Source organism: Angustibacter luteus, assembly GCF_039541115.1.
GTDB lineage: Bacteria > Actinomycetota > Actinomycetes > Actinomycetales > Angustibacteraceae > Angustibacter > Angustibacter luteus.
Map to the genome: position 1 here is coordinate 951,117 of NZ_BAABFP010000005.1, position 16,916 is coordinate 968,032.

Below are 16,916 nucleotides of genomic sequence, written 5' to 3' on the forward strand. Positions count from 1 at the left end.
GTGCCGGGCGGCGGTGACCGGTGAGCGGGGCGGTGCTGGTGGTCGGCGGGACCGGCGAGGCCCGGGACCTGGCGGGGCGGCTCGTCGACAGCGGCATCGGGGTGCTGACCTCGCTGGCCGGTGCGGTGGCCCGGCCCCGGCTGCCCGAGGGTGAGGTGCGGATCGGCGGGTTCGGCGGGCCGGACGGCCTGCGGGACTGGTTGGTCGGGCACCGACCGCTCGCCGTGGTGGACGCCAGCCACCCGTTCGCGGCTCGGATCTCCCGGTCCTGCGTGGTCGCCTGTGCGGCGACCGAGGTGCCGCTGCTGCGGTTGGAGCGACCGGCGTGGGCACCCGGCGAGGGCGATCGCTGGCACGAGGTGGACGACGTCCGCGAGGCGGCGGAGGTCGCCTCCCGGTTGGGCCGCAGCCTGCTGGTCACCACCGGACGGCGCGACCTGGCGCCGTTCGCCGCGTTGACCGAGGTGCGGGTGCTCGCGCGGTGCGTGGACCCGCCGACGCAGCCGCTGCCGTCGCACGTCGAGGTGCTGCTGGACCGCGGGCCCTACACCGTGGACGGCGAGCAGGCCCTGATGCGCGAGCACGGGGTCGACGTCCTGGTGACGAAGAACAGCGGCGGCCCGCTGGTCGCGGCCAAGCTGCGCGCCGCGCGTGAGCTCGGGGTCGCGGTGGTGATGATCCGGCGGCCGGCCCCCGCCGGAGCACCGACCGTGCCGGACGTCGACGCCGCCCTGGCATGGGTCCAGGGCCGTCTGCCCGACGACGTGGCAACCTCGCATCGCCCGTGAGGCGAGGCTGCCACGTTCTGGTCAGGTGCTCGGGTAGTGGCGGGGGGTGAGAACCAGGGGCTGACCCGGGTCGCCGTTCACCCCCGGGCGCGCCAGCACCTGAGTCGTCGACGAGCCGATGATCAGCAGGCACCGCATGTCGATTGACGACGGATCGAGGTCGCCCAACGTCACCACCCGCACTGTCTCGGCCGGCCCACCGACGTCCCGGCCGACGACCACCGGGGTGGTCGCCTGGCGATGACGCAGCAGCACCTGCTGAGCTGCCTCGACCTGCCAGGTGCGGGAGCGCGACGCCGGGTTGTAGATCGCGATGGCCAGGTCGGCCGCCGCGAGAGCGTCGAGCCGCCGCTCGATGACGTCCCAGGGCTTGAGGCGGTCGCTGAGCGACACGACGGCGTAGTCGTGGCCGAGCGGCGCCCCGACCCGGCTGGCCACCGCCTGCGCCGCGGTCAGGCCGGGAACGACCCGGACGCCGACCGCGGCCCAGCGCTCGTCCGCCGCCTGCTCGACGACGGCCGCCGCCATCGCGAACACGCCGGGATCGCCGGACGACACCACCGCGACCCGAGCGCCGGACGCGGCCAGTGCGAGCGCGTGGTCGGCGCGGTCGGCCTCCACCGTGTTGCCCGAGGCGTGCCGGGTCTGCCCGCTGCGCACCGGGACGCGGTCGAGGTAGGTCCGGTAGCCCACGAGGTGGTCCGCCCGCTCGAGCTCGCGCTTCGCCTGCGGGGTCAACCAGCCCTCCTCCCCCGGGCCGAGGCCGACCACCACCACTTCGCCGGGGGCGCACGGTGGCGCAAGGCCGTTGCCGGACAACGGCTCTGGCACCACGGCGCCGATCGCCGACTGGCCCATCGAACGCTGGCCGGTAGGACTGGGCAACAGCGCGAGCGAGAAGTACGGGACGGTCTGCGGGTCGACGTCGCGCAGGGCAGTGGTGCGCTGGTCGGGAGTGGACGCACGCTCGACGTACCAGGCGGACGGCCCCCGTCCGGCGTCCTCGATCGCGCCCGAGACGGTGCCGAACGTGCGGCCGAGCTTGAGCACCGCAGCCGAGTCGGTGTCGGCCAGCCGCCGCGCGAGCTCGGCCCGCGGCAGGGTCCCGGGCAGGATCGTAAGCACCTCGTCGCGCTCGACCAGGGGCCGGCCGAGCGCGGCGGCCGCGGCGCTCACCGAGGTGACACCGGGCACGACCTGCGTCTCGTAACGGCCGGCGAGCCGCTCGTGGGTGTACATGTACGAGCCGTAGAACATCGGGTCGCCCTCGCACAGCACCACGACGTCCCGCCCGGCGTCCAGGTGCCCGGCCAGCCGCACGGCGACCTCGTCGTAGAAGTCGCGGACGGCCCCTTCGTAGCCGTCGGGGTGCGCCGTCGTCCCTGTCGTCACCGGGTAGACCAGCGGCTCCTCGATCTGCCCGTCGCGCACGTAGGGGTCGGCGATCCGGCGGGCGATGCTGCGCCCGTGCGGTCCGGAGTGAAAGGCCAGCACGTCCGCGGCGCCGACCAGCCGGGCCGCCTTCACCGTCACCAGCTCCGGGTCGCCCGGCCCGAGCCCGACGCCCCACAACCGTCCGCGCGCCATGCTCACTCCCTCACGTCCGCGATGGCGTTGACCGCCGCCGCCGTCATCGCACTACCGCCGCGACGGCCGTGCACGACCAGGTACGGGACCCCGTGGCCCCCGGTCGCCAACGCGGCCTTCGACTCCGCGGCCCCGATGAACCCCACCGGGATGCCGACCACGGCCGCCGGGCGCGGCGCCCCGGCCGCCAGCATCTCCAGCAGGTGGAACAGCGCCGTCGGCGCGTTCCCGATGGCCACGACCGCGCCCGCCAGCCGTGGCCGCCAGAGCTCGAGCGCGGCGGCGCTGCGGGTGGTCCCGAGCCGCGCCGCCAGCTCCGGCACCTGCGGGTCGGACAGCGTGCAGACCACGTCGTTGTCCGCCGGCAACCGGGAGCGGGTGATCCCCGAGGCGACCATCTGCGCGTCGCACAGGACGGGTGCGCCGTCCCGCAGGGCCTGTCGTGCCTGCCGCACGGCACCCGGCGATGCCGCGACATCCGCCGGGAGGTCGACCATGCCGCAGGCGTGGATCATCCGGACGACGACCGGCGCCAGGTCCCCCGGCAGGCCGGTCAGGTCGGCCTCGGCGCGGATGGTCGCGAACGACTGCCGGTAGATCTCGGCGCCGTCTCGGACGTAGTCCCACGTCGGCGTCGGCGCGTCCCGCATCGGCACGGTCTCGGTGCTCACTCGGTACTCCTTCGTGGATCTGCTGCGGTCGGGTCCACTCGACCCTCGATGAGCCCTCGGGTGGTGGCCACGACCTCGTCGTGCGGGCCGGCCGGGTGCCCGCAGCGGCGCTCGCAGCCGCTGTAGTGCAACGGACTCGGCTCGCCTGTTGCGTCGGACGCCGCGACCCGAAGCCCGACGGACCGGTACGCCAGCGCCCGGACGTCGACCAGCGCGCGGGCGCAGCCGGGTCGCCCCGCGCACGCGGAGACCCCGCGCCAACCGGAGGTGCCGGTCACGTCCAGTCCGAGCCCGGACAGCTCGCGGACGAGGTTGCGCGCCGCTGACGCCGTCAGGTCGGGCACGAGCACCTCACGCCACGGTGTGAGGACGACGCCTTCCGCCGACCGAGCCATCACCCGGGCGGCCGCCGTCGACAGCCGGCCGAGCGGGACGAGGACGGCGAGCGCGGACCGGCCGTCGTGCTGGACCAGCACGCCGAGTTCCGGGAGCCGGGTGCGAGCCGGCGGCAGGGCGACCGGAGCTGCGGTCGTCGTCGACGGTTCCGCCTGCAGCACCAGGGATGTCGCCCGCTCGACACCGTCGGGGAGCTCGCCGATCCGCCAGGCTGCGGCCCCTCCGACGCGCGCGTCCTGCGCCCGGCGGGCGACGAACGCCCGCGCTACGGCGAGCAGGGCCGGCACCGCTCGGGGCAGGGTCAGGCGGACTCCGGTGTCGCGTCCGGAGACCACCAGAGCGCCCACCGGCACGGCCCCCGGGTCGTCGCCCGAGCTCGGGAGAGCCCACCACCCCACGTCCGCGCCGAGCCCGACCACGTCGCCGGTGCCGTCGTCCAGCGCGAACAGGAAGCGCCCGGGCAGGGCCGGCAGCAGGCGGTCCTGGCAGAGCTGCCGATCCAGCTCGCGCGCCGCCCCGGTCAGGTCGACCAGCCCACCGAGCCGGCCGGTACCGGGCGACACGAGGACGTTGCGGACCAGCTCGTGGCTTGGTGACGAGAGCAGCCCCGCACCCTGAATCGCCTGCACCACCACGGGATCGAGACCCTGACCGACGGCCCGGAGGGCGCGCAGCTGCACGTTGCCGCGGGACGTCAGGTGCAGTGCGCCGTCCCCGTGCCGGTCCGCCAGGTCGGCCAGCGCAGCCAGCGAACGGGACGCCAGCACCCCGCCGATCATCCTCAGCCGGACCATGGCGCCGTCCGCCGCCAGGTGCGGGCGCAGCGCACCCGGGCAGGCGTCCGCGGCGGTCCTTCCCCGCGCCGCAGGGCCCATCACGCGCTCCACCGCAGGGCACGGCGTCCGGGTCGCAGGGTGAGCTCGACCACGGCCAGCGGCTCGACGTCCAGCCGCCAGAATCCTTGCGGCGCAACACCCGCCGTCACGCACACCACGGCCCGCACCCAAGGGCCCGGTGCCACCGCGACCAACCGGCCGCGTCGCCGGTCTGCGACGCCGTCCAGCCATCGACCGGCTCGTTCCTGCAGCGCCAGCAGGGACTCGCCGCCGTGCGCGTCGAACGTCGGGTCGGTCAGCCACCGTTCAGCCAGGTCGGGCTCGGCCGCGGCGAGGACGTCGATGTCCTGGCCGGTCCACCGGCCGAGGTCCCAGTCCGTCAGGTCCGCTGCCACCGGGACGGGCTCGACGAGCCCGGCGAGCGCGCTCGCTCTGGCGCACTCGGAGCCTGGCCCACGGACGGCGTCCCAGCCGGCGAATGCGCCGGTCAGGCGGTGCGCACGGTTCGCGTCCGCGGGTCGACCGGCACTGATCAGGCTGAGCCGCAACGTCATGGCGCATCCTTTGACACCGTCGTCAGGACGGCCCTAGTGTCAGCGCCACCCTGACGTTGTGAGGCAGCCGGTGAGATTCCGGCGCGGTCGCGCCACTGTGTCCGGCGTTCGAGCCCACGGCCCGAGCATCGGGAGCCAGACCCTGCGACGTCATCCGATCCGTCCCGGACGCTCGATCCGCAGGAGGTCTTTCCGTGAGTCATCCCACCGTTTCCGCGCAGCCCACCGCTGCCCCCATCCCGCTGCGTGAGGTCGCCCCCTGGGCGGCGTTCGCGCTGCTGCTCGCGCTCGTCGTGCTGTACTTCGTGTCCTCCGAGCAGGGAGCGGTCTCCGTGTTCTCCGGCGCCGGCGTGCACGAGTTCCTGCACGACGGTCGCCACCTGCTCGGCTTCCCCTGCCACTGAGGGGCGGCCGACATGACCAGGTCCTTCCTGATCCGCGGCCTGCTCGTCGGGCTGCTCGCCGGTGCGGTCGCCTTCGTGGTCGCGCACTTCCTCGGTGAGCCGTCCGTCGCCTCCGCGATCGCGGTGGAGGAGTCCGGCCACGCCGCCGAGCACGCTGCCGGGCTCGTCGCCGAGCACACCCACGGCGAAGAGGCACCCCTCGTCAGCCGAGGCGTGCAGAGCTCCATCGGGCTGCTGACCGCGCTGCTGCTGTTCGGCGCTGCGCTCGGCGGCCTCTTCGGCATCGGCGCGGCCACGGCGCAGGGCCGGCTCGGCCGGCTCGGTGCCCGGGCGACGTCCGCGCTGCTGGCCCTGGCCGGCTTCGTCACCGTCTCGCTGGTGCCGTTCCTGAAGTACCCCGCGAACCCGCCCGCGGTCGGCGACCCGTCCAGCATCGGGCGCCGGTCCGGGCTGTACTTCGCGATGCTCGCGCTGTCCGTGCTGTTCGCCGTCGCGGCGGTGTGGGTGGCGCGTCGGTTGCGCACGGCGTCGACCTGGAACCGTTGCCTCGCAGGCGTTGGCACCTTCGTGGTCCTCGTCGGCGTGGCGTACGCGGTGCTGCCCGCCGTGGACGAGCTGGGTGCCTTCCCGGCGGACGTCCTGTGGCGCTTCCGGCTGGGTTCGCTGGCCACCCAGCTGGCGGTCTGGACGACGCTCGGGCTGGCGTTCGGCGCGCTCACAGAGCGGGCGGCAGCATCGCCAGCGGTCGCCGGTGACCGCCCGCTCGCCGCGGTCTGACGCGGTCCGGCAGGCGTTCTGGGGTCGGCGGGGCATCACCACTCGATGCCCCGCTGACCCTTGGCCCCGTCGTCCATGGGGTGCTTGACCTTGGTCATCTCGACCACCAGGTCGGCCGCCTCGACCAGGCGTGGATCGGCCCGGCGTCCGGTGATCACGACGTGCTGGTGGCCGGGCCGGTCGCGGAGGGTCTGCACGACCTCGTCGACGTCCACCCAGCCCCAGCCCATCGGGTAGGTGAACTCGTCGAGCACGTACAGCCCGTGCTGCTCGGCAGCGAGGCGGCGCTGGATCTCTCGCCACCCCTCCAGCGCGGCGGCCGCGTGGTCGTCCTCGCTGCCCTGCTTGCGAGTCCAGGACCACCCCTCGCCCATCTTCTGCCAGTCCACCGGGCCGCCCTCACCGGTCTGCTCATGCAGCCGTCCCAGGGCCCGCAGCGCGGCTTCCTCGCCCACCTTCCACTTGGCGCTTTTGACGAACTGGAAGACGCCCACGTCCCAGCCCTGGTTCCAGCCGCGCAGGGCGAGGCCGAACGCCGCCGTGGACTTCCCCTTCATGTCGCCGGTGTGCACGATCAGCAGCGGCCGGTTGCGGCGTTGCCGGGTGGTGAGCCCGTCCTGCGGGACCGTCGTCGGCTGCCCCTGCGGCATGTCAGGCCACCTTCCCGTGGGACTGCCGGTCGCGGACCACCTGGGTCAACGAGCCGGCCGCCAGGTCGGGCAGGGCCAGGTACTCGGCTGCCAGGTCGTCCGCGAGCTGTCGGGCGAGGCCGAGCGAGACCGTGCCGAAACCCGTTGCCTCGCAGTCGATCACGACGGTGGCGATGCCGCGCTCACGAATCAGCTGGGCGGCGGCCCGGGACCGGCGGACCGCATCGGGGCCGGCAGTGGCCCGGCCGTCGGTGACCACCACGAGCAGCGGGCGCCGGGTGGCGTCCTTGAGCTGCTCGACCCGGACGACGTCCGCGGCGCGCAGCAGTCCCTCGGCCAGCGGGGTGCGTCCCCCGGCCGTCAGGTGCCGCAGCCGCGCGGCGGCCGCCTCGACGCTGGACGTCGGCGGCAGCACGAGCTCGGCCCCCGTCCCGCGGAAGGTGACGAGCCCGACCTTGTCGCGACGCTGGTAGGCGTCGAGGAGCAGGCTGAGCACGGCGGTCTTGACCTCTCGCAGCCGTTGCCGCGCCGCCATCGAGCCGCTCGCGTCCACCGCGAGCAGCACCAGGTTTCCCTCGCGGCCCTCGCGGACGGGTAGCCGCAGGTCCGACCGGTGCACCAGCAGGCCGGGGCCGGTCCGGCCGCGGGCCCGCTGGTGCGGGGCGGCCGTGCTGAGCGTCGCGAGCAGGTGCGGCCGGCCGCCTTCGCCGGCGTCCGGGCGGCGGGCGCCCACCGTGCGTCCGGTGCTCGTGATCGCGCGGCCGCGACGTCCGGACACGCCGACCCCGCTGCCCGACACCGTCAGCAGACGCGCGCGGTAGGGCTCCCCCGCCTCCGCGTGCGCCCTTTGCTTGGCACGGGGGTCCCCCGCGCCACTAGGTTCGTCACTGGGTGCCCCCGCTCCATCCGGAAGTGCGTCGCTGGGGGCCCCCACTTCATCGGTGGGGCTGGGGTCCGCGCCGTTGCCGCCGTCGGGGCCGGGGTCCGGCGGGGTGGGGTCATCATCCGGGTCATCGTCCGGGGGCTGCGGCGCACCGGCATCGAGCGCGTCCTCGAGTCGCTGCTCGTCCAGGCCGGGCGGGTCGAACGGGTCACGGCGCGCCCGGTGCGGCAGGGCCAGCCGCGCGGCCGCCCGGACGTCCTCGGTCTCCACGACCCGCCGTCCGTGCCACGCGGCGTGCGCCACCGCGGCGCGGGCGGTCACCAGGTCGGCGCGCAGCCCGTCGACCCCGAACGCCGCGCACACCTCGGCGACCTGCCGCAGCGCCGCATCGGTCAGGACGACGTCCGCGACCAGCCGCTGCGCGCGGGCGATGCGCGCGGCCAGCTCGGTCTCGTCGTCCGCCCAACGCTGCGCGAAGGCGGCCGGGTCGGCCTCGTACGTCAGCCGCCGCCGAACCACCTCGACCCGGCTCGCCGCGTCCCGGCTGGCCGCGACCTGCACCGTGAGCCCGAACCGGTCCAGCAGCTGCGGTCGCAGCTCGCCCTCCTCCGGGTTCATCGTGCCGACGAGCACGAACCGCGCCGCGTGGGACGCCGAGACCCCTTCACGCTCCACGGTCGAGCGGCCCATCGCCGCGGCGTCCAGGAGCACGTCGACCAGGTGGTCGGCGAGCAGGTTGACCTCGTCGACGTAGAGCACGCCGCGGTGCGCCCCGGCCAGCAGCCCCGGCTCGTAGACGGTCTCGCCGTGCGCCAGGGCGCGCTCCAGGTGCAGGGACCCGAGCACGCGGTCCTCGGTGGCCCCCACGGGCAGCTCCACGAGCCGGGCCGGACGGCGTGCGGCCGACACCGGCGGGGGGTGCGGGCCGTCAGGGCAGTCCGGGTCGGGCGTCACGGGGTCGCAGGAAAACCGGCAGCCGCTGACGACGTCCACGTCGGGCAGCAGCCCGGCCAGGGCGCGGACCATCGTGGACTTGGCCGTGCCCTTCTCGCCGCGCACCAGCACCCCGCCGACCGCTGGGGACACGGCGCTGAGCACCAGGGCGAGCCGCAGGTCGTCCATGCCGACGACCGCCGTGAACGGGTAGCGCGTCGAGATGCTCATGAGCCCTCCCCCTCGAGGTCGCCCTCGGTCTCCAAGATGGCGTCCTGCAGGACCTGCATCGACTCAGGTGACGGCTCGGCCCACAGGCCGCGCTGCGCTGCCTCGACCAGCCGTTCCGCGATCCCCTTGCGGGCCCACGGGTTCGAGCGCTTCATGAAGGCGCTGACCTCCGGGTCCTGCACGTACTCGCGGGTCAGGCTCTCGTACATCCAGTCGTCGACCACACCGGCCGTGGCGTCGTAGCCGAACAGGTAGTCCACCGTCGCGGCCATCTCGAAGGCACCCTTGTAGCCGTGCCGCTGCATCGCGGCGATCCACCGCGGGTTCACCACCCGCGCGCGGAACACCCGCTTCGTCTCCTCGCCGAGGGTGCGGGTGCGGACCTGGTCCGGCACGGCCGAGTCGCCGACGTACGCGGCGGGGTCGCTGCCGGTCAGGTGCCGCACCATCGCGACCATCCCGCCGTGGTACTGGAAGTAGTCGTCCGAGTCGACGATGTCGTGCTCGCGGGTGTCCTGGTTCTTGGCCGCGACCTGCATCCGCGCGTAGGTGCGCTCCATGTCGCCGCGGGCCGGGGCACCGTCCAGTCCGCGGCCGTAGGCGTAGCCGCCCCACACGGCGTACACCTCGGCGAGGTCGGCGTCCGAGCGCCAGGACCGCGAGTCCATCAGCGGCAGCAGACCGGCGCCGTAGGCCCCCGGCTTCGAACCGAACACCCGCGCACTGGCTCGACGGGGCTCGACGCCGGCCGCCACGTCGGCGCCGACGTGCGCCCGCACGTAGTTGTCGTCGGCCGCCTCGTCGAGCTCGGCGACCAGCTGCACGGCGTCGTCCAGCATCGTCACGACGTGCGGGAACGCCTCGCGGAAGAAGCCTGAGATGCGGATCGTGACGTCGACCCGCGGCCGACCGAGCTCGGCCAGCGGCACGACCTCGAGGCCGGTGACCCGCCGCGAGGCGTCGTCCCAGACCGGCCGGACGCCCAGCAGCCAGAGCAGCTCCGCGACGTCGTCCCCCTGGGTGCGCATGCAGGCGGTGCCCCAGACCGACAGGCCCACCGAGCGGGGGCACGCGCCGGTGTCCGCGACGTGCCGGGCGATCAGCGACTCGGCCAGTGCGACGCCGGTGTCCCAGGACGTGCGGGACGGCACGGCCTTCGGGTCGACCGCGTAGAAGTTGCGGCCGGTCGGCAGCACGTTCACCAATCCGCGGGTCGGCGAGCCCGACGGGCCGGCCGGCACGAAGCCGCCGCCGAGCGCGTGCAGCACGTTGTCCACCTCGTCGGTGGTCCTCGCCAGCCGCGGCACCACCTCGGTCGCACCGAACTCCAGCACCCGCACGACCTCGGAGACCTTCTCCCCCAGCACTTCCACGCTCACGTCCGCGCAGCGGTCCGGCGCCCAGCCGAGCGTCTCCATCGAGAGGACGAGTCGCCGTGCGAGACCTTCCAAAAGGTCGACGACGTCCGCGCCGGTGCGGCACGGACCGTCCACCAGCCTCGACAGCGCCGACGCCCCCAGCACGTCGGCGCCGTCGAGGGCGGCCCCCGGCTCGCGTAGCAGCACGGCCTCGTCCAACCCCACCCAGGACGCGATCGCGCTGCGCAGCCCCGGGAACGCCTGGGTGCGGCCGCCCCAGACCTGGGCGGCCCGCAGCACGGCCAGGACGAGGTTGACCCGGCCCTCGCCGACCGGGCCCTGCCCGAGCACGTGCAGACCGTCCCGGATCTGCACGTCCTTCACCTCGCAGAGGTAGCCGTCGATGTGCAGCACGAAGTCGTCGAACGCCTCGTCGTCGGGTGCCTCCTGCACGTGCAGGTCGTGGTGCAGCTGCGCCGTCTGCACGAGATCCCAGATCTGCGCGCGCAGCACCGGGGTCTTGTCCGGGTCGAGGGCCTGCACGAGCGCGTACTCGTCGAGCAGCTGCTCGAGCTTGGCCATGTCCCCGTACGTCTCGGCCCGGGCCATCGGCGGCACCAGGTGGTCGACCACGGTGGCGTGCGCCCGCCGCTTGGCCTGGGTGCCCTCCCCCGGGTCGTTGACGATGAACGGGTACACCAGCGGCAGGTCGCCGAGGACCGCGTCCGGCGCGCAGGAGGCCGACAGCCCGATCCCTTTGCCCGGCAACCACTCCAGCGTGCCGTGCTTGCCGAGGTGCACCACGGCGTGCGCACCGAAACCGCCGTCCTCCGGCGACGCCTCCAGCCAGCGGTAGGCGGCGAGGTAGTGGTGCGAGGGCGCCATGTCCGGGTCGTGGTAGATCGCCACCGGGTTCTCGCCGAAGCCGCGCGGCGGCTGGATCATCAGCACCACGTTGCCGAACTGCAGCGCGGCCATCGCGATGGCCGGCTCGTCGCCGGACTCGTCCACGTAGAGCCGGCCGGGCGCCTCGCCCCAGGCCTGCTCCATCGCTGCCCGCAGCTCGGGGGTGAGCCGACCGAACCACCGCCGGTACGTCGCGCCCGGCACCTTGGCGACGGCGGAGGCGAGCTGCTCGTCCGTGAGCCACTCGACGTCGTGGCCTCCGGCAGCGATCAGCGCATGGATCAACGCGTCGCCGTCCCCGTCGAAGCCACCGCCGACGTCGTACCCGCTGCGCCGCAGCGCATCCAGCAGGACGACGGCACTGGCCGGGGTGTCCAGGCCCACCGCGTTGCCGATCCGCGCGTGCTTGGTCGGGTAGGACGAGAGCACCAGGGCGATGCGGCGCTCGGCCGCCGGGACGTGCCGCAGGCGACCCATCGCGACGGCGAGGCCGGCCAGGCGCAGGCAGCGCTCGACGTCCGGCACGTACAGCGGCACCGGCCCCCGGTCGAGCTCCTTGAACGAGAACGGGACGCCGATCAGCCGGCCGTCGAACTCCGGGATCGCCACCTGGGTCGCGGCGTCGAGCGGGCTCACGGCAGCGTCGGAGGCGAGCCACGCCGCCCGCGAGCTGGTCAGGGCCAGACCCTGCAGGACCGGCACGTCCAGCGAGGCCAGCGCCCCGGCGTCCCAGGTCTCGTCCTCGCCGCCGGCGCCGGCGGCCGCCGCGACCGTGCCGCCGGACGCCAGCACGGTCGTCACCAGGACGTCGCACCGCCGCAGGTGCTCGAGCAGCTCGGCGCCGTCCGGGTCGTCGAGCGAGAGCCCGCGCAGGGACCCGCAGAAGATCGGCAGTGGCTGGCCACCGCGGGCCACGACGGCCTCGCAGAGTCCGTCCACGAACGCGGTGTTCCCGCTGAGCTCGTGCGCGCGGTAGAAGACGATGCCCACCACCGGGCGGACGCCGGCCACGTCGAGGACCGGCGCGACCGGCGTCCACTCGTGCACGCCGTGCTGCGGCATCGCCTGCGGCGGCTCGAAGCAGGCACCGTCCAGCAGCACCGTGTCGCCCAGGAACGCGGCGAGCTCGCGCAGGTTGTCGACGCCACCCTCGACGAGGTAGCTCAGGGCCTCGGTGACCAGCCCGGACGGCATCGTGCTCAGGGCCTGCAGGGGCGCATCGGGGCCGCCCTCCCCGCTCATCACGGCCACCGGGAGACGCGTGGCGAGCAGCGCGTCCAGGCCCTCCGGCCAGGCCTGACGACCACCGAGCAGCCGGACGACGACGAGGTCGACACCGTGCAGCAGGTCGGGGACGTCGTCCACCGTCAGCCGGGCGGGGTTGGCCACCTGCCACGCACCGCTGCGATGGGCAGCCAGCAGGTCCGTGTCGGAGGTGGAGAGCAAAAGCAGTCGCGAGGCCACGTAGGGCCGTCCCTCCTCGGGGTACCGCGCCCCGAAGCCGAAGGTCGCGACGGCTGCAGTCTCCTGACTCCCGGATCGACGCGGTCGCTCCGCCTTCCCGGGGGCAAGCCCCCAGTGGCTGCTCCGCCGGTCATACCCGGCGGTGCGTGGTGCGACCACTCCCCGGTCACAGTGGCGGGACCGTCCCGGATTCTCACCGGGTTCCTGCCGTGCCGTCGTTGGTCAGGGCCGACCCTATCGGCCCGGCCCCCTGCCCAGCCACCCACCCAGCGGTCACGCGCTGGTCAGGTCAGAGCCTTCCCTTCGGGGCGGCCGACGCAGGTCGATGGGCCGGCCGAGCACCGCCTCGAACTCACGCGCGCGCCTCGTCGCCGTCACGAGGACGTCCTCCGACTCCCTGGGTGAGATGGGCAGGACACGGCCGCCGTGCAGGGCGTCCAGCGCCTGCTCGACGTCGTCCTGCGCGCCGATGTCGCGCGCGAGCAGCAGCGCCTTCACCAGCCGGGCGGGGTAGGCCTGGTAGTGCCAGAGGTACACGTCACCGGAGCCCACATCACCCTCTGCGAGCAGCAGTCGGCAGAGCTCTCGCCTGCTCGTCACGAGCGCGACGGCCCGACCCAGGCCCGCCGCGAGGCCCTCCACCAGGCCGGTCGCCACGCGGCTGGCCGTCGGCCAGGCGGCTACGGTCCCGTCCGGGTTCCCGGTCCGCGGACGAAACGCCAGCGAGACCCCGAGGCGAGGTAGACCACGTACCTGAGGCCGTGCTCGTCCCAGGTGGCGGTCCGCTTGCGCGCGTCGACTGCGGCGTCCTGAGGGATCACTCCCGCAGGGACCAGGGCGCTCAGGATCTTCGACGTGGGCGTACGGCGCGCGACCGCATGCCTCCTGCCGGATATCTGCGTCCCGCTCGACACGACTATCGCGGGTCGTTCTGCAGCTGGAACTGGCCGTTCCCCGCGATCGCCAGCAGCCGTAGCCCGCCGGCTGCCGACTCCCGGACCCCCCGCGAGTGGTAGCGCAGCACCGAGTCGGTCGCTCCGGTGAACGGAAGGGTCAGCGTCACGGGTGCCCGCGTGAGAGAGCGCTTGGCTCGGGTGAGCGCCGTCCGCCACATCTGCGCGACCTCCGGGGACGTCGAGCAACCGTCGAGCGAGGCTTCGCGCAGTCCCTCCTCGTTCGAGATCGGAAGCGTCAGCCGCAGTGCATCCGGGTGACGACGGAGGAAGTCGGTTGAGCGGTCGACCGGCTGCCGAATGCCACCGACGACCAGGTTCAAGCGGTCGACCGAGAGGCCACCGGTAACCGCTTGCGCCCACCCGTCGTCACGCCTCAGCTCGTGAACGGCGTACTCCGGGAAGAAGGTCTCCGCGGCCAGCGTGCCGCTGAGCCCTTCGGTCCACGCCGCGAAGAGGCCCGCTGCCTCGTCGGGCAGGCAGTGGAACTGCAGATGGGTCGTCGCCACCGGTCTGTTGTACCGCATCGACAGCGTCGGTCGGGGGGCCGGAGCTTGCCTGTCCCGCTCTACTCCTGCTCGGGAACCCACCAGTTGAGGGGCGTCTCGCCGTCCTCGTCGTAGACGTTGCCGTAGAACCACTCGACCTCCGGATGCCGCTGCGTGAGGCCGTTGGCCAGCCCCTCGATGGCGGCGAAACCCGCGGTCACGGGGATCGAGAAGATGGTCAGCTGCGGAGCCCGACCATCCAGGGCGCCGCCGAGCTGGGCGACCTGGTCAACGAGCGTGTCCGCCACCGCGTGCGGCCCGTGCACCTGAAACGCGACGACGCCCCCACGCCGGACGACCTCGACGCGTTCTCGCGAGCGATCGAAGCGCACGACGTCGTCGCGGGCGACGCCCAGGACCAACCCCGGCGAACGCAGGAGTCGGTACGTGCCTTCGGGAGTCCGTTCCACCAACAGGCTCTCGTAGACCGGCGTCCCGTCCTGCTTGTGGCCACTGATCACCCGGATGGTCGTCGAGCCCATCCCCTCGCTCATCTGGACCGCCCGCCCTCGATCAGCCGCCAGATCGCGTCAGTGTCGAGATTCTCCTCGACCGCGTCGGCGAGCCGGTCGATCATCTGCTCGCGGACCTCGACGAAACCCGGTGCACCAGAAGGCGTCCAGCGCAGCCCGGCCTGAAGCGCCGCCTGCTCCAGCCAGGCCCGCCGGAACGCGTCGTTCTCGAAGGCACCGTGCCAGGTGGTCCCCCAGACCGGTCCGCGCCGCCACCCGTCGAGAAACGGTTCGACGTCGTCCGCCGACGCGAGCTTGTGCGCGACGCCGTGGTGGATCTCGTACGCGGTCACGGGGGTACCCTGCCAGCTGCCGGTCGGCCGGCCCAGCACCTTGGCCCGCTCGAAGGTCACTGCGGTCGGCAGCAGGTCCAAGCCAGGCACCAGCCCGACCCCGGACTCCACGTCGTCCTCGATGGTGCGCGCCAGCATCTGGTAGCCGCCACAGATCCCCAGCACCGGTCGCCCGGCCCGCGCCCGCGCCACGACCGCGTCGGCCAGCCCCCGCTCTCGCAGCCACGCCAGGTCCGTTGCGGTGGAGCGGCTTCCGGGCAGGATGGCGATGTCCGCCGCCGCGACCACGTCGGGGTCCGCGGTGACCTCGACGGCGACACCGGGCTCGAGCGCGAGCGCGTCGACGTCCGTGGCGTTCGACACCCGGGGGAAGCGGACGACGGCGACGCGCAGCGTGCGCCCGACGGGTCGGCCATCCGGTCTACCCCGCCAACCGGCGACGGCGAGCGCGTCCTCGGAGTCGATCCACACGTCGTCCAGCCAGGGCAGCACGCCCAGCACGGGGCGTCCGGTGCGTTCGGTCAGCGTGTCCAGTCCCGGCAGCAGCAGCCCGACGTCCCCGCGGAACTTGTTGACGACCCAGCCGGCGATCAGGGCCTGGTCGGCGAGGTCGAGCAGGGCGAGCGTCCCGTACATCGCGGCCAGGACGCCCCCGCGGTCGATGTCGCCGACCACCACGACCGGTAGCCGGCCGTGCTGGGCCAGCCCCATGTTCACGTAGTCCCCGTCGCGCAGGTTGACCTCCGCCGGACTCCCAGCCCCCTCAGCCACGACGACGTCCACCCGCGAGCGCAGGTCGTCGAAGGCGGCGTAGGCGGCCTCGGCCAGGACCCGTCGTCCGGTGGCGAACTCGCCCGCCTCCAGCTCGCCGTACGGCTGACCCATCAGGACCACGTGGCTGCGCCGATCACTGCCGGGCTTGAGCAGCACCGGGTTCATCGCCACCTCGGGCTCCCGCCGCGCCGCGATCGCCTGCAGCCACTGCGCGCGGCCGATCTCGCCGCCGTCCGCGCAGACCATCGAGTTGTTCGACATGTTCTGCGACTTGAACGGGGCGACGGCCACCCCCTGCCGGGCCAGCCAGCGGCACAACGCCGTGGTGACCAGGGACTTCCCGGCGTCCGACGTCGTCCCGGCCACGAGCAGCGCGCCGCGTCGCCGGTTCACCGACGCCGTCCCAGCACCCACGCGACACCCCCTGCGAGCAGCACCGCCAGCGCGTCGACGGCGACGGACAGCCGCACCGCGCGCTCCAGGTCCGGCCGCGCGGGGGGTCGTCCGTCCCCAAGGTAGCCCCGGTCCTCGACCCGCCCCGCGTAGACGTTGGCGCCGCCGAGCCGTAGGCCCAGGGCCCCGGCGAAGGCGGCCTCGACCGGACCGGCGTTCGGGCTGGGGTGCTGGCCGGCGTCTCGGCGCCAGGCCACCAGGGACGCGGAGGGACGTCGGCCGGCCAGGGCAGCGAGCGCGGCGCTGACCCGGGCGGGCAGGAAGTTGGCGACGTCGTCCAGCCGCGCCGACGCCCAGCCGAACCGTTCGTACCGGAGCGAGCGGTGACCGACCATGGCGTCCAGCGTGTTCACCGCGCGGTAGCCGACGAGGCCGGGGACGCCGGCCACCGCGCCCCAGAGCAGCGGGGCGACGACGGCGTCGGAGGTGTTCTCGGCGAGCGACTCGACGCTGGCGCGACTGAGCCCGGCAGCATCCAGCCCCGCCGGGTCGCGCCCGGCCAGGTGGGACAGGCGCTCGCGGGCCGGGCCGAGGTCGCCGTCCCCCTCCGCGTCCGCGAGCAGCGCGGCCATCACCCGTCCCTCCACGGCGAGGCTGCGGGCGCCGAGCACGGCCCAGGTCGCCGCAGCGGTGAGCACGGTGCGCACCACCGGGTTCGTCGCCCGGCGCTCCAGCGCGGCCGCGAGGACGACGGGGACGCCGACCGCGATCCCGGTGAAGACGGCGCCGCGACGCCGTGAGTCGGCCCAGAGCCGCCCTTCCAGGGATCGGGCGGCCCGCCCGAAGCCGGCGACGGGGTGGCCGCGCCGGGGGTCGCCGAACGCCGCGTCCAGTGCGGCGCCGAGCACGAGCCCGAGCGCTCGCGAGGTCCTGAGGGGCAACAGCACCCGGACAGTCTGCCCGGCGCTTTGACAGTGCTCATGCCCCGGTGGCACGGTTGCGGCA

General features: G+C 74.1%; 15 protein-coding genes and 1 riboswitch. Of the genes, 3 read left to right on the forward strand and 12 right to left on the reverse strand.

Features of this window, described 5'->3' with window-relative positions:
* Positions 1-20 precede the first annotated feature (20 nt).
* Positions 21-788, forward strand: a complete 768-nt coding sequence (locus tag ABEB17_RS13730; protein ID WP_345717243.1) for a cobalt-precorrin-6A reductase — start codon at positions 21-23, stop codon at positions 786-788.
* A 21-nt stretch (positions 789-809) separates the two neighbouring features.
* Here the strand turns inward: ABEB17_RS13730 and ABEB17_RS13735 are convergent, their stop codons facing one another.
* The 4 genes from ABEB17_RS13735 to ABEB17_RS13750 are packed head-to-tail and all read right to left on the reverse strand — an operon-like array spanning position 810 to position 4,832.
* The gene (locus ABEB17_RS13735) at positions 810-2,375 is read right to left on the reverse strand and encodes a precorrin-2 C(20)-methyltransferase (protein ID WP_345717244.1); all 1,566 of its coding nucleotides are present in this window, start codon (positions 2,373-2,375) and stop codon (positions 810-812) included.
* A gap of 2 nt (positions 2,376-2,377) precedes the next feature.
* Positions 2,378-3,025, reverse strand: coding sequence for a precorrin-8X methylmutase (locus ABEB17_RS13740; protein ID WP_345717367.1), 648 nt, complete (start codon positions 3,023-3,025; stop codon positions 2,378-2,380).
* Between the two features lie 17 nt (positions 3,026-3,042).
* Positions 3,043-4,317, reverse strand: a complete 1,275-nt coding sequence (locus ABEB17_RS13745) for a precorrin-3B synthase (RefSeq protein ID WP_345717245.1) — start codon at positions 4,315-4,317, stop codon at positions 3,043-3,045.
* The gene (locus ABEB17_RS13750; RefSeq protein WP_345717246.1) at positions 4,317-4,832 is read right to left on the reverse strand and encodes a histidine phosphatase family protein; all 516 of its coding nucleotides are present in this window, start codon (positions 4,830-4,832) and stop codon (positions 4,317-4,319) included. Before ABEB17_RS13750 ends, ABEB17_RS13745 begins: the two co-directional genes overlap by 1 nt.
* Positions 4,833-5,026: 194 nt before the next feature.
* Between ABEB17_RS13750 and ABEB17_RS13755 the strand changes: the two genes are divergently transcribed.
* Both ABEB17_RS13755 and ABEB17_RS13760 read left to right on the forward strand, forming a co-directional pair.
* Complete coding sequence (locus ABEB17_RS13755) at positions 5,027-5,236, forward strand: CbtB domain-containing protein (protein ID WP_345717247.1); 210 nt, start codon at positions 5,027-5,029, stop codon at positions 5,234-5,236.
* Between the two features lie 12 nt (positions 5,237-5,248).
* Positions 5,249-6,013, forward strand: a complete 765-nt coding sequence (locus ABEB17_RS13760) for a CbtA family protein (RefSeq protein WP_345717248.1) — start codon at positions 5,249-5,251, stop codon at positions 6,011-6,013.
* A gap of 35 nt (positions 6,014-6,048) precedes the next feature.
* On the opposite strand, the gene cobO is transcribed toward ABEB17_RS13760, so the two are convergent.
* The 8 genes from cobO to ABEB17_RS13800 form a co-directional block, all read right to left on the reverse strand.
* The gene (gene cobO / locus ABEB17_RS13765) at positions 6,049-6,663 is read right to left on the reverse strand and encodes a cob(I)yrinic acid a,c-diamide adenosyltransferase (protein ID WP_345717249.1); all 615 of its coding nucleotides are present in this window, start codon (positions 6,661-6,663) and stop codon (positions 6,049-6,051) included.
* Between the two features lies 1 nt (position 6,664).
* Positions 6,665-8,710, reverse strand: coding sequence for a putative cobaltochelatase (locus ABEB17_RS13770; protein WP_345717250.1), 2,046 nt, complete (start codon positions 8,708-8,710; stop codon positions 6,665-6,667).
* Positions 8,707-12,438, reverse strand: coding sequence for a cobaltochelatase subunit CobN (gene cobN / locus ABEB17_RS13775; RefSeq protein ID WP_345717251.1), 3,732 nt, complete (start codon positions 12,436-12,438; stop codon positions 8,707-8,709). Before cobN ends, ABEB17_RS13770 begins: the two co-directional genes overlap by 4 nt.
* A 56-nt stretch (positions 12,439-12,494) precedes the next feature.
* A riboswitch (cobalamin riboswitch) is annotated at positions 12,495-12,645 on the reverse strand.
* Positions 12,646-12,711: 66 nt separating this feature from the next.
* A complete protein-coding gene (locus tag ABEB17_RS13780) occupies positions 12,712-13,095 on the reverse strand; it encodes a hypothetical protein (RefSeq protein ID WP_345717252.1) in 384 nt (127 codons plus the stop codon).
* 259 nt (positions 13,096-13,354) lie between these two features.
* Positions 13,355-13,900, reverse strand: a complete 546-nt coding sequence (locus tag ABEB17_RS13785; protein ID WP_345717253.1) for a hypothetical protein — start codon at positions 13,898-13,900, stop codon at positions 13,355-13,357.
* 59 nt (positions 13,901-13,959) lie between these two features.
* Entirely contained in the window at positions 13,960-14,433 is a 474-nt protein-coding gene (locus tag ABEB17_RS13790) for a DUF4265 domain-containing protein (RefSeq protein ID WP_345717254.1), read from the reverse strand.
* Positions 14,430-15,932, reverse strand: a complete 1,503-nt coding sequence (locus ABEB17_RS13795) for a cobyric acid synthase (protein ID WP_345717255.1) — start codon at positions 15,930-15,932, stop codon at positions 14,430-14,432. The genes ABEB17_RS13790 and ABEB17_RS13795 overlap by 4 nt, the downstream gene beginning before the upstream one ends.
* Positions 15,908-16,852, reverse strand: a complete 945-nt coding sequence (locus ABEB17_RS13800; RefSeq protein ID WP_345717368.1) for a cobalamin biosynthesis protein — start codon at positions 16,850-16,852, stop codon at positions 15,908-15,910. Before ABEB17_RS13800 ends, ABEB17_RS13795 begins: the two co-directional genes overlap by 25 nt.
* Positions 16,853-16,916: the final 64 nt, after the last annotated feature.

Excerpts from the sequence above, each read along its gene's own strand:
- ABEB17_RS13735 (WP_345717244.1), bottom strand. The coding sequence starts at position 2,375 with ATGGCGCGCGGACGGTTGTGGGGCGTCGGGCTCGGGCCGGGCGACCCG.
- ABEB17_RS13740 (WP_345717367.1), bottom strand. The coding sequence starts at position 3,025 with ATGCGGGACGCGCCGACGCCGACGTGGGACTACGTCCGAGACGGCGCC.
- ABEB17_RS13745 (WP_345717245.1), bottom strand. The coding sequence starts at position 4,317 with ATGGGCCCTGCGGCGCGGGGAAGGACCGCCGCGGACGCCTGCCCGGGT.
- ABEB17_RS13750 (WP_345717246.1), bottom strand. The coding sequence starts at position 4,832 with ATGACGTTGCGGCTCAGCCTGATCAGTGCCGGTCGACCCGCGGACGCG.
- ABEB17_RS13760 (WP_345717248.1), top strand. The coding sequence starts at position 5,249 with ATGACCAGGTCCTTCCTGATCCGCGGCCTGCTCGTCGGGCTGCTCGCC.
- cobO (WP_345717249.1), bottom strand. The coding sequence starts at position 6,663 with ATGCCGCAGGGGCAGCCGACGACGGTCCCGCAGGACGGGCTCACCACC.
- ABEB17_RS13770 (WP_345717250.1), bottom strand. The coding sequence starts at position 8,710 with ATGAGCATCTCGACGCGCTACCCGTTCACGGCGGTCGTCGGCATGGAC.
- ABEB17_RS13790 (WP_345717254.1), bottom strand. The coding sequence starts at position 14,433 with ATGAGCGAGGGGATGGGCTCGACGACCATCCGGGTGATCAGTGGCCAC.